The sequence below is a fragment of the Rahnella victoriana genome (assembly GCF_021276285.1).
Lineage (GTDB): Bacteria > Pseudomonadota > Gammaproteobacteria > Enterobacterales > Enterobacteriaceae > Rahnella > Rahnella victoriana.
The window spans coordinates 4,049,202-4,061,590 of record NZ_CP089919.1 but is presented as its reverse complement, the minus strand read 5'-3'; the positions used below and the strand labels follow the sequence as shown (position 1 = coordinate 4,061,590).

The following is a 12,389-nucleotide window of genomic DNA, read 5'->3' as shown; positions in this document are numbered from 1 at the left end:
GGCCGTCGCCGGCCGGTTGCCAGAGTTTACTTAATTTCAGTGACGAAGTTTTCGCGGCTGCGGCGCACTTTTTTCAGGTTCACCAGCCAGTCACCTTCGTGGGCGCGGTAGCCCAGCGGCAAGATCACCACACTGCGTAAGTTTTTCTCTTTCAGACCTAAGATTTCATCTACGGCGACAGGATCGAAACCTTCCATCGGCGTGGCATCGACTTCTTCAAAGGCGGCGGCGATCAGCGCAGCGCCCAGCCCGATATACGCCTGACGCGCGGCGGCCTGATAATTCGCTTCGGTCCCACGTTCAGCCACAATGCCCAGCAGCATCTGGCGGTAATTTTCCCAGCCTTCGTTTTTAAAGCCACGTACATCGTTAGTCAGGTCAAACATCATATTTACGCGCTCAGGCGTGATGTCATCCCATGCAGCAAATACCAGCAGGTGGGAACAGTCGGTAACCTGCGCCTGATCCCAGGCCACGGAACGGATTTTTGCGCGAACATCCGGGTTGGTCACCACCAGCAACTCAAACGGTTGCAGCCCGCTGGACGTCGGTGCCAGGCGCACAGCCTCGATAATACGCTCCAGTTTGTCAGCCGGGACGCTTTTGGTCGCATCGAACTTCTTGGTGGCATAGCGCCATGCCAGTCTTTCATTTAAGGTCGTCATTGTATTTTCCTGAAGGATAAGTTTGGAAGCGGGGCATTGCTGTGACAAGTATTCCCCCAAATAGCCGCGAGATAATCGCATGATCCGCAGGCAGGGCTTTATGGATTTGAGCCCTGAGCAGTTTCACCGTGCTGGATAACCGCAATAGCCCGCCGTGCCGCTGCCCGAAACATGGCACTCAGCTTTTCTGATTGCTCAAGCGACTGTTTGAGTTGGTTTTCAGCCCCAAGTTCCTGACTAAAGAAGTCAGTGACATGCTGAATATCCTTCACCGCTTTCGCACCTGCATCCACCAGTGTCTTGAGTTGTAAATCTTTTATCCTTACGCGTAAGAGATGAATATGTTCAATATCATTGCGCAATGCTTTGCCGTAGAGTTTGAATACTGTGTCAATTTTATCCTCAAAACCTGACGTAATATTGTGCCGTTTATTTTGTGTTTTGAGAAATTCTTCCAGCGTAATCCCATCAGTTGCGTACGTTGCTTTGCGCGTCGAAGAATAGGCTGTCATACCGGCGTAACCCACACCTGAAAACATCAGTTGGTCTGTTACTGTTTCCATGATGGACTCAATATCTTCCAGCGACTTTACATCGGCTTTATTCAGCACGATATACACATTTTCAGCAGTGAAAGACTGACGAGAAATAAAATCAAGGTCAGACTGAGAAATTGTCCCTGCAGGATCGAGGCCAATAACCCAAATCATGGCGGTGCACTGCTCAAGATATTTTACGGTATTGTTATGATCGGCTCCTTCAGCTAATTCACCTGCTCCTGGATTATATCCGGGGGTATCGACCAGACAGACATTCTCAAATAAAGTCTCATCCATCGGCGCTTGCAGGCTGATCGTAGGCATAATACTACGCAGGTCAAAACCAAATGCTGAAACATAATCATGAGACAATGCGGTATAGGTCTTATTATTCAAAATAATACCTCCGCCATTATTTGAATAGCCACAAATACGGGAGTAGGGAGCGCACACAATAAAACTTGGGATTATGGTAACCGGATTAAGGCCGGTGGCCAGTTTTATCGATTTATCCATGATAAAACTATTAATAAACTCAGATTTTCCACTACTGAACCCACCGGCAACCCCCACAACCGTTTTGCCCGAGGCAGCCGGGAATGTATTCACATGCTCCAATTCAGCCAATATTTTTTGCAGTGCGATCAGGGCTCCTGCTTCGTCAGCCAGCGACGATTCTTCGGCGGCAAATGTGGCATAGTCAGTATTTAAAATGTCACGAAATTCATCGAGTCCGGCATTTCTTAACGGTCGCGCGGACAATATGGACTGAACTAATGTAAAGCGTTCACTTAACGACAGGTTATCCTGATGAAGCTGAGAGTAATCCTGCTGAAGTTGCTGATGGGATTCATCCAGTTCATGTTTAATTTCTTCAAGTACCTGCATATGATCACGATTTTTAGACAACAGCGCTTCGGTGCTGATCACCGTTTCATTAAGCGATTGCAGCTTGTCCGTCAGTGATTCGTTGTGTTGTCTTTGCTCATCGTTATTTGTTTCAAGCTTACTGATTTTGGCCATCAGAATCTGTTTCTGCTGTGTCAGTTCATCCTGATGATGTCTTGTCAGATTATCGAGCTGTTCGTGATACTCATTGTCTTTATGCGCCAGTTGATCCTGATGGTTTAACGTCAGTTCGGTGATTTTATCAGCGACATTCTTTTCAAATTCAGCCACGGATTGGGAAACGGCATCCGCGATCGCTTTACGCTTAAAACACCAGAAACGGGTCAACATTTCGAGGTCAGAATAAACAGCCTGGTTAATCTTTAGCGATGGTTTCACGGCTGGACCTCCTGAAGCTGAACGGTGAAACGTTGCAGACGGTCAATCGTCTGAGTGCTATTTTCAACCTGGTTCGCTATCTGGTTAATCTTATTGTCCAGTTCTTCCACAAATGACGAGGAAATCGTCGGCGGAATCGTATTTTTAACCCGTGAAAAATAATGCTCTATATCATTATCAATAATGGTGCGGATGTTAGTTATGAAATTATCAGCTTCATCAATATAATCATCCGCAGGGTCACCTTTAAGCGTGCCTTTAGCGCGCAGTCCGTCGGGGAAATTGATATTAAGTGTCAGTTTTTCTTTTGGGATCTGATTAACGACTGAAAGGATAACATCGGCAATCATCATCACATCACATTCTCCTTCCAGGATTTCGTCGATCTTCGGGGTGATGTTTTTACTGATTTCTTTCTCTAACCCGCTATGCTGTTCGTTAGCGGCAGTTTTTAATTTTTCATTACTCATGCGAATAAATTTGCGTAAGGATTCTTCCGCCGCAGCGGTATTAATTAATGTTTGCGTTTTCGATGTGGTTTCTTTCCCGCCGTCCCATAATTTACGTGCAACCCAGCTGAAAGCGCCCGCTTTATCGCGAGTAATACTTATTGTTTCAGTGGTGCGTTGATCTTCAACAGACTGCGACGTTTGCTGGAACAACTTGTCCGCTTCAATATTCAGCTTTGCAGACACTTCGTTGTAATAGTGGTTTACGCAGTTTTCGTAGATAAGATTTATTCTCTTATCCAAAACATTCCGTTGTTTTACCAATGCGTTGCTTTGTTTCGCTAATGCACCCAGATCGGTGCTATTAATCAAAGTGATACGCTGTCTGATTTTCTGAAGCAATTCTTCGATAAAACGGGTGATAACCTGTTCTTTTTGCGTGATCAATGACTGCATTTTCTGCGCCATGATGTTATCTTTTTTGTCACGCACTGCGGCAATTTTTTGATGGATGTTATCAATATTGGCCAGTGAGGCCAGACTGTTCTGCGTAAGCTGCGGATTATGCCGTGAAAAATAATCGCCATAATCTTCAGTCAAATTCTCCCAGGTTTTCAATTCATTGGCATCCCAGGAGGAAGGGGTCTCCAGACGACAAGAAATGCCCTGTGCTACACCTGAACAATGCATCAAATGCTCAGCCGGTGCGCGAATAATACTGTCAAAGACCGTACCGATTTCTGGATAACTACGTTTGAGGTTGCTCAGTGTGGCGGACGCTCTTTTTGCTAACGAGGCTTTAATATTATCGAGCGTTTGATTTAAGAGCGGACGTTTTTCACTGCCATACAGCTGCGTATCAATCTGGCTGGCAATCAGAACCAACTCCTGTACACCTTCTTTTGCGGTGATTCGTCCTATCACCTCCAGGTCATTTTCATTGAGGAACTGTCCTGCCGGGCTGACAATAAAAACAACATCACAGGTTTTTAAAAGATCAACAGTACGCGCTTCACGAGACTGTACAGGATCGTTCATTCCCGGCGTGTCAATAACACAGATATCTTTCAGGGCATCGAGAGGCATAGAAATATGAACGACTTTGGTGTAGGGCATATATTTCCCATTTGCCCCTACATAGTCGAGTAACTGAACCGAAAGGGCTTCCCGATTTTCTGGTTCTATAGCGCCTGCATATTGCAAATCTGCTGGCGTTAATCCGGACTTCTGCATCCGTTCGTACTGATCATGCGAGGCGCAAACCTCTGGCATCCGGGTTTGAATTTCCTGCAATGCTTGTTTATCAATGATCGTTGTAAGCCGTTCAATATCCGGAGAGGAAGAGGTGGCGGGACGTGCTGAGATTTCTTGAAATTTCTTTTCCTTTATTCTGCTTAATTCACCTGCATATAGGCTGGCATTATGTGTGATCTGCCTGAGATCCTCAGCAGTAAAAAATTCAACGGATGCGCTGAATTTTTCACCATAAGTCAGAGTGGTAAGAGCCGCAGTCATGGGGGTTGCAGCTTTGGGTAAGATGTTCTGGCCGTCGAAAAACAGAGCATTCAGCAGGGATGATTTGCCTGCTTTCACGCGTCCGACGATACCTATATTGAGCAACCGTCCGTCCTGATTAATCTTCTCGCAGGCGGCAGACAAAGAACTTGCCGAATCAAGATGTTGGTCATTTTTTAGTTGCTGAATTTCCTGCTCAAAGAGATCAAAGACTTTAGGAAATAATGCCTCGAGTTTTTTTGCCTTCTCGATAAGATTTTGATAATCCATTTTCATGTCCTGATTAGCAGTATAAATAGGATGTAGCTAATGCTTTTAATTCAACCGACAGATCCTGAAAAATTTCAAGCTGTTTATCGATCGTCTCTTGCGCCATTTCACGTTCTTGTTGATAGCGCGTGATTAATATTCTTTGCTGGTTAATTTGTTCTTCAAATTCGTCGCTAACGCTTTTCAGTAAATTTGATAATTGCTCATCGACAATCTCAGGAAGCAAGTTGCGCAGCTCGCTTTTTATTCCGGGGAATACTGAATTTAATAAGTTCTTTCGCGCTTTTTCTTCCGCATTGATTGAAGATAAAAGGCGAATGATATCCGGCAAAAATACAATAACAAGTTCCAGAACTGGGCTGATTACTGAAGTGGTGATTGCCAGAACGGTAGAAAACAGCCGGTAGACTTTTCCTGCGTCTTCCTTACCGGGAAGTCTCTCGCTCATTGTTTCAATAAATCCACTGACTGCTTTGAGTTTTGCTTCTGTCTTATCAGCAATATTTTTGGCCCAGTTATGGTCAAGTGAGTCAAGCATCTCATTATTTTTCGTCAGGTTAACAGCCAGTTCTTGAATCATTTCGGCGGAAATCTGATCCATCTCCTGCTTTAACGTGCGCGTTAAATTGGAACTGATAATTTCTGAGATCTCACGTTCCAGTGCTGTTGCTGCATTTTTTGTGGTCGAAAAGTTAGCCAGGCGGTCAATCTGACCATTCAGATCACGATCAATAGCATTGATGCAACGGGTGATGAGAGGCGTTGAAAAACGGAATTTCATATCCTCCTGTGTTTTATTTCGTTGCTGTATGAGTCCATCCAATGCTTGTTCAAGTGCCCTGAAAGCATTGTCATTAACATTCTTACTGTTTTTAATCACATTGCTGGCAAAATTGATCTGATTAATAAGATCGATGTTCTGGTCTTTTAACCGGTCAATAAACAGGTTGTGAAACACTAAATCAGGGTTGATGGCAGAGAGTACCTTGTTAAAGGTGTCGGAAGCTTGGTTATCGAGGGGAATCACCTGCTTATCAGCACCAAAATAGAATTGAAGTTGTTCATTGATATAATCGGTAATTTCCGACGCCTGTTCAGGCGCCCGCAAATTTGTCTTGCTGAGAATAAACGAGAAGTCGCCTCCATAGACTTTGATGGTATCGAGATGGCGAAGTACTGACTGGGTGACGGTGCCTTCTTCTATGCTCGTGACAACAATAAAATGTACTCCGCGTGGAAGATAATAAGCCAGCGCCTTATTATGGTTTTCCAGAGAAGAACCGTAACCCGGCATATCCACGAGTATCAGGGGCGCGATGGCTTCAAGTGCAGGGCTGTTGATATACAGACGCAGATGTGAGTATTCCGCCGATTTTTTGTTTACCAGCGTAAGGTCTTCAACAGCTAAACGTTCTTCATTGCCATCGTGACGAATAGCCAAAAGATAAGATTCCTGCGAGAAGTGGAGCTCTGTCGCCAGTTCCGTTTCCGGCGCAATACCAACAGGTAATATGTCCATACCCATAAATGTATTCAGCAGGGAGCTTTTTCCTGCGCTAAAAGCGCCTATAACCGGGAGAAGAAGCGGGGTGTTTTTAATCTGCCCGATTAAAGTTTGATCCCAGCTTATTTCGGAGCCCTGCATGAGACTATCAAGTTTGTTTAGATATTCTGAAAAATTTTTCTGGCTAGTTAACATTAACGAATCATCCCTATGAGTAATTTAATCTGAATCGATACTATGTCACAATAATTGCGGGCCGATAAAAATGATCAGCCACTGTAGTTGAATGACAGCCGGTCTGACTGAAATGCTGATATCCTTAGCTGATGTTTGCGATATCACGCTGCATCTGAGCCACACTGGCCTGCAATTCCCGATTAAAATCATCCTGCCAGCGTAATGGCGCTGCAATGCTTATTTCTGGCAGCCAGTAACGCAGCCAGCGGAATAACAATTGAGCATCTGTGGTTTTAGCGGTCAGCGTAATACTGCCATCTGTGTGTTCGGAAATAATGTTCTGGTCAGGAAAAAGCTGACGTCGTCTGAGGTAGACTGCTGCTTTTTTGGAAGCAATTAACGTAACGCTCGTCTTTTCACCAAACCAAATTCCTTTGCCCTCAGTAATTTCTTTCTCAAGGGTTGGGTCGGGTATGAAAACAACTTGCATTAAAAATAAGTACTGAATCTTACTTACATTGAATGACTTTAATTTTCCAGATTCCTCGGCTACTAAATACCAGATACCACTTTGGTTTATCAACTTGTAGGGGTTAGCCTGTCGGGCCTTTCCACTATAAGTAAAACTGATGCTGCGATGCCGTGTGATCCCTTCTTTAAGATCGCGCATGACACTTTTAATCAGACGATTATCCTGTGTCGTATTGCCGGTAATAATAACAGCATCTTTGTAAGCGAGTTCATTACGCAGTGTTTTGCCATCTGCATCAGAAAATAGTTTCGCCACGTCAACCCACTGTGCAAATTGATTAAGCGCAGAATTGCTAAAGTTGGGTTGCAAATGTTTATTCAGTACAAAATTACCTGCTGATGAGGTTTCTTCGAGCAAATGCCCCAGTCGCGCTAAATCCCGATAGGCGGTGCGGGAAGTAATGTTATAAGCTTTGCACAACCAGTCTTTATTAATTGTTTTACCCTGATATATATGCTCGAAGATACCGAAGAGCCTGTCTATCAGTAGTTCATGTCGTGTATTATCACGCTTGTCAGCAATGTGCATCATCAACGTCCTATTCATTAACCGGTGTGAGTTCATCCTTCTCAACCATTTTTGACGAGTTAATATTTCAATCAGCAAATTCTAACATCGTCGCGTGACAGGATGTGTCACCAACTATCTTCATATCGGCATAAAAATAGAAAAGTTCAGTCTTTTTTAGGTGTGTTGACATAAGTCAAATTCTCCAAACATCCCGCCTAATGAGCAAGTGTTTAGAACAGAAGTCGACATAAACGTTTAAAAAACAGGGGCTAACAGCAACAGGGCTGAAACAAGTTGAGGAAAGACGCGACTCCCGGAAATGCCCTCTAAGTAGCATATCGATTCAGATTTACGGAACCTTCATTTTCCTCAGAAGTATTCTAGAATCTGAAAAGGCGTATTCATTACATGGCCTCTTAGCTTGCCGGTAAACACACTTTATTCAGAAACATGGAGAGAGGCACCTGATGGTTACACGACGTGACTTGCTGACCTATACGTCATTTTCGATGGCGCTGGCGGCATTGGGGTTTACTCCGGCAGTTTTTGCCGCACGGGGCTTAAAACTCGGAAAGCCTGAGGCTTTTACTTTTGACGGATTGATACAGCAGGCAAAGACGCTTGCCCAACAGCCTTACCACGCCCCTGAGACTCCGCCTGACAGCGCGTTAGCCGATATCAATTACGATGTTTACCGTAAAATTATTTATAAACCTGAGTATGCGCTGTTTAGTCATGGCGAAAGCCGTTTCCCTGTTACGTTCTTTTGCGTCAGTGCCTTGCATCATCTGCCGGTAAAAATGTCAGTGGTTGAAAATAATCAGGCCAGCGACATCATCCAGGATATTGATTACTTTACATTCCCGGCGGATACTCAGCGCCTGCAGGCAGGACTCAAAGGCGATGTCTTCAGCGGGTTCCGTGTGCTGGAGAATCAGCAAAACATCAAAAACGAAAAAGACTGGGTGTCCTTTCTGGGGGCGTCCTATTTCCGCGCTGTGGGCGAGCAGGGACAGTTTGGTTTGTCCGCACGCGGGATCGCGATTAATACGGTGTCTGGCGACACCAAAGAGGAGTTTCCGGACTTTACCCATTTCTGGTTTGAAGCCTCGAAAGAAGACAATGATCAACTGGTGGTTTACGCCTTACTGGATGGCCCGAGTATTTGTGGTGCCTACCGGTTCGTGATGCACCGGACAAAGGGCGTTGTAATGGATGTCGACTGCTCGCTGTTTTTACGCCGGGACGTCAGCCGCTTTGGCATTGCGCCGCAGACCTCTATGTTTTGGTTTTCCAAAATGGCCAAAGGATCCGGCTCTGACTGGCGGCCGGAAGTGCATGACTCCGACGGGTTAGCGTTGTGGACGGGCAGTGGTGAACACATATGGCGTCCGTTAAACAATCCGTTGCAGGTCCAGGTCTCATCGTTTAGTGACACGCATCCGCGGGGATTCGGGCTGAGGCAAAAAGAGCGCGACTTTAACAGTTATCTGGGATCCGCCGGTTATGAACGACGTCCGGATCTGTGGATTGAGCCGAAAGGCGACTGGGGCAAAGGTTCGGTGCAGTTAGTCGAGATCCCCACCGACGACGAGATTTTCGATAATATCGTCGCGATGTGGGTTCCGGAGCAGGAAGCAAAAGCAGGCAGTGAGCATCAGTTCAGTTACCGGATGCACTGGCTGGCTGATGAACCCTTTCCTTCGACACTGGCTCGCTGTGGGGCGACGCGGCTGGGAAGAGGGGGCAATCCCGGCGCTTATCCCGATCCTAAATCACGTAAATTTTTGGTTGAGTTTACCGGTGGCGAATTAAAGACATTGTCTGCCGATGCGAAACCCGAGGCCATCATCTCCGCGTCTCGCGGGAAGCTGTCAGGTATTCAGGTGGAAAAATCTCCCGGCGAAAAGGACCGCTGGCGGGTATTCTTTGATCTGCATGTCGACGGTAAGGAACCGGTTGAACTCAGACTCTACCTTAAATCAGGAGACAACACCCTGTCGGAGACCTGGGCCTACCAGTACCTTCCTTTCACATCCACGCCGAAACCCCTGTTGGGTGTCTGAAAAGCAAAAATCCACGCTTTCGCGTGGATTTTCTTTAGAGCGTAAAGCTGACGTTTCTGTTTAGACGTTAAACAGGAAGTTCATCACGTCGCCATCTTTCACGATGTAGTCTTTACCTTCTGAACGCATTTTGCCGGCTTCTTTCGCGCCTTGCTCACCTTTATAGGTGATGAAGTCTTCGAACGCGATGGTTTGTGCGCGGATAAAGCCTTTCTCGAAATCGGTATGGATTTTACCTGCGGCTTGTGGCGCGGTGGCGCCGACCGGGATGGTCCATGCACGGACTTCTTTCACGCCTGCGGTGAAGTACGTTTGCAGGTTCAGCAGTTCGTAACCGGCGCGGATCACGCGGTTCAGACCCGGCTCTTCCAGACCCAGCTCAGCCATGAATTCCTCACGGTCAGCGTCGTCGAGTTCAGCGATGTCTGATTCCACGGCAGCACAGACGGCAACCACTACGGAACCTTCGGCCTCGGCAATTTTACGCACCACGTCGAGGTAAGGGTTGTTCTCGAAACCGTCTTCATTAACGTTGGCGATATACATCGTTGGTTTCAGGGTCAGGAAGCTCAGGTAGCGGATGGCTGCTTTGTCTTCTTCTGTCAGATCCAGTGAACGCAGCATGCCCGCGTTTTCCAGTTGTGGCAGACATTTCTCCAGCGCGGCCAGTTCGGCTTTCGCATCCTTGTCACCGCCTTTGGCGCGTTTCTGCACACGGTGGATAGCACGTTCGCAGGTGTCGAGGTCAGACAACGCCAGTTCGGTGTTGATAACGTCGATGTCATCTGCCGGATCGACTTTGTTGTTCACGTGGATGATATTGTCGTTTTCGAAGCAGCGCACAACGTGGCCGATCGCTTCGGTTTCGCGGATGTTGGTCAGGAACTGGTTACCCAGACCTTCACCTTTGGATGCGCCTTTCACCAGACCGGCGATGTCCACGAATTCCATGGTGGTCGGCAGGATACGCTGTGGTTTGACAATCTCAGCCAGCTTGTCGAGACGCGCATCCGGCATCGGTACGACGCCGGTGTTCGGTTCGATGGTACAGAACGGGAAGTTTGCTGCTTCGATACCCGCTTTGGTCAGCGCATTGAACAGAGTTGATTTACCGACGTTCGGCAGGCCCACGATACCGCATTTGAATCCCATGTTTTTCTCACCTTAATATCTTAATTATCAAGCGATTAAATCTAATCGCACGATGTAATGACCACAATTCCCCGCATTATACACGAGAACCACCTTTTTCTCGATCCGCTTGTGGGGGCCGCTTGTGTCGACATCCCGGATTAAACCTTGCCTCGTACCGGCCATTTTTAGATACTTGTCACAATTTTTTAACTGATCGGGAAATGTACCGGATGTTTTATGTTTAGTCCGCGTGGTCTGAAGTTATCTGAAGTGAAGAATGAAACGCTGGCCGGATTCGTGGTGGCGGTATCGATGATCCCGGAAGCCGTCGGGTTTTCGCTGGTGGCCGGATTGTCCCCGATTGTCGGATTGCATACGGCGTTTATTATCGGGCTGGTGACCGCGCTGTTCGGCGGCAAACCGGGCATGGTGTCGGGCGCGGCGGGTTCCATTGTGGTGGTGCTGATGAGTCTGGCGGCGCAACACGGTATGGGTTACGTGCTGTGGGCGACGATTTTTGCCGGGATTATTCAGATCCTGATTGGCGTGTTCCGTCTGGGGAAATTTATCCGTCTGGTGCCGTTACCTGCGGTTCATGGTTTTGTGAACGGGCTGGCGATTGTCATTATGCTGGCGCAGTTGCACATGATTGCCGGGCAGGGGCCGCTGATGTACGGGCTGGTGCTGCTGGCGATTGCGGTGGTGGTGCTGTTCCCGAAACTGACCAAAATCATTCCGTCCTCACTGGCCGCGCTGATTGTGGTCTCCGCGGTGGCGATGGGTTTTAATTTGCACACATTACGGGTGGGTGATCTGGCGGATATCTCCGGTGCGTTGCCGCACTTCAGTCTGCCGGTCGCGCCGTTCAATGTCGACATGCTGAAAGTCGTGCTGCCTTATGCGGTGGTGATCGCGCTGGTTGGTCTGATTGAATCGCTGCTGACCATGACCGTGCTGGATGAAATGGGCAATCAAAAGGGCAACGGTAACCGTGAAAGTATCGCGCAGGGCGCGGGGAATACCATTTGCGGGCTGTTCGGTTGCTTCGCCGGTTGCGCGATGATCGGACAATCGATCATCAATTTCACCTCCGGCGGTCGCGGGCGAATTTCCGGTACGGTGGGGGCGATTCTGCTGATCCTGTTTGTGGTCAGCCTGTCCGGTTACATCGGCCTGCTGCCGGTGGCTGCACTGGCGGGAATTATGCTGGTGGTCTGCTACAACACTTTCGAGTGGAGTTCGCTGCGTCGTCTTCGCCGCATGCCGAAAGCTGATGTGCTGGTGATGCTGATTGTTACCGTCATTACCATTTTCACCGATCTGGCGGTGGCGGTGATCAGCGGCGTGATCATCTCTGCGCTGGTATTCGCCTGGCAGCAGGCGCGTATCCGCATTCGTGAGCACAAAACCAAAGGCGATCTGGCGGTCTACAAACTGGACGGGCCGTTGTTCTTTGGCTCCGCAGCGACTTTTGCTGAGCTGTTTAATCCTGAAAATGATCCGCAAAACGTGGTGCTGGATTTTGCCGGTACGCGGGTGATGGATTCGAGCGGGGTGGAGGCAATTGACAAACTGACCGCCCGTTATCTTGAAGCCGGGAAAACGATTCGTCTGCGCCATCTGAGCAATGACTGCGTAAGTCTGCTCAAAAAAGCCGGACCGTTCTGTTCGCATGAACTGGATGACCCGCAATATTACGTCGCCGAAGATAACCTCTGACATTCAACAGGTGCCGCTCAAC

General features: G+C 47.6%; 8 protein-coding genes. 2 read left to right on the top strand and 6 right to left on the bottom strand.

The features are described from left to right. Positions 1 to 26: 26 nt before the first annotated feature. The 5 genes from J9880_RS18725 to J9880_RS18705 all read right to left on the bottom strand — a co-directional run bounded on the left by J9880_RS18725 (position 27) and on the right by J9880_RS18705 (position 7,469). On the bottom strand, positions 27 to 665 hold the full coding sequence (locus J9880_RS18725) for an NAD(P)H-dependent oxidoreductase (protein WP_131692760.1): 639 nt from the start codon (positions 663 to 665) through the stop codon (positions 27 to 29). Positions 666 to 763: 98 nt separating this feature from the next. Beyond that, the gene (locus J9880_RS18720; protein WP_232769756.1) at positions 764 to 2,491 is read right to left on the bottom strand and encodes a P-loop NTPase family protein; all 1,728 of its coding nucleotides are present in this window, start codon (positions 2,489 to 2,491) and stop codon (positions 764 to 766) included. Next, positions 2,488 to 4,725 (bottom strand): dynamin family protein, encoded by a 2,238-nt coding sequence (locus tag J9880_RS18715; RefSeq protein WP_131692762.1) that lies wholly within the window; start codon positions 4,723 to 4,725, stop codon positions 2,488 to 2,490. The genes J9880_RS18720 and J9880_RS18715 overlap by 4 nt, the downstream gene beginning before the upstream one ends. A gap of 13 nt (positions 4,726 to 4,738) precedes the next feature. After that, entirely contained in the window at positions 4,739 to 6,424 is a 1,686-nt protein-coding gene (locus J9880_RS18710; protein WP_232769755.1) for a dynamin family protein, read from the bottom strand. A gap of 124 nt (positions 6,425 to 6,548) precedes the next feature. Beyond that, positions 6,549 to 7,469: a helix-turn-helix transcriptional regulator gene (locus J9880_RS18705; protein WP_165497935.1), complete on the bottom strand. Its 921-nt coding sequence runs from the start codon at positions 7,467 to 7,469 to the stop codon at positions 6,549 to 6,551. Between the two features lie 446 nt (positions 7,470 to 7,915). On the opposite strand from J9880_RS18705, the gene J9880_RS18700 reads away from it, so the two are divergent. Continuing rightward, positions 7,916 to 9,514 carry a glucan biosynthesis protein gene (locus J9880_RS18700; protein ID WP_232769754.1) on the top strand — a complete coding sequence of 533 codons (1,599 nt, stop codon included), beginning with the start codon at positions 7,916 to 7,918 and terminating at the stop codon, positions 9,512 to 9,514. Between the two features lie 60 nt (positions 9,515 to 9,574). On the opposite strand, the gene ychF is transcribed toward J9880_RS18700, so the two are convergent. Next, a complete protein-coding gene (gene ychF / locus J9880_RS18695; RefSeq protein ID WP_095921980.1) occupies positions 9,575 to 10,666 on the bottom strand; it encodes a redox-regulated ATPase YchF in 1,092 nt (363 codons plus the stop codon). 219 nt (positions 10,667 to 10,885) lie between these two features. Between ychF and J9880_RS18690 the strand changes: the two genes are divergently transcribed. Continuing rightward, positions 10,886 to 12,367 (top strand): SulP family inorganic anion transporter, encoded by a 1,482-nt coding sequence (locus J9880_RS18690; RefSeq protein ID WP_232769753.1) that lies wholly within the window; start codon positions 10,886 to 10,888, stop codon positions 12,365 to 12,367. The last annotated feature ends 22 nt before the right edge of the window (positions 12,368 to 12,389 follow it).

Coding starts and splice junctions, on each gene's coding strand:
- J9880_RS18725 (WP_131692760.1), bottom strand. CDS start 665: ATGACGACCTTAAATGAAAGACTGGCATGGCGCTATGCCACCAAGAAG.
- J9880_RS18715 (WP_131692762.1), bottom strand. CDS start 4,725: ATGGATTATCAAAATCTTATCGAGAAGGCAAAAAAACTCGAGGCATTA.
- J9880_RS18710 (WP_232769755.1), bottom strand. CDS start 6,424: ATGTTAACTAGCCAGAAAAATTTTTCAGAATATCTAAACAAACTTGAT.
- J9880_RS18705 (WP_165497935.1), bottom strand. CDS start 7,469: ATGATGCACATTGCTGACAAGCGTGATAATACACGACATGAACTACTG.
- J9880_RS18700 (WP_232769754.1), top strand. CDS start 7,916: ATGGTTACACGACGTGACTTGCTGACCTATACGTCATTTTCGATGGCG.
- ychF (WP_095921980.1), bottom strand. CDS start 10,666: ATGGGATTCAAATGCGGTATCGTGGGCCTGCCGAACGTCGGTAAATCA.
- J9880_RS18690 (WP_232769753.1), top strand. CDS start 10,886: ATGTTTAGTCCGCGTGGTCTGAAGTTATCTGAAGTGAAGAATGAAACG.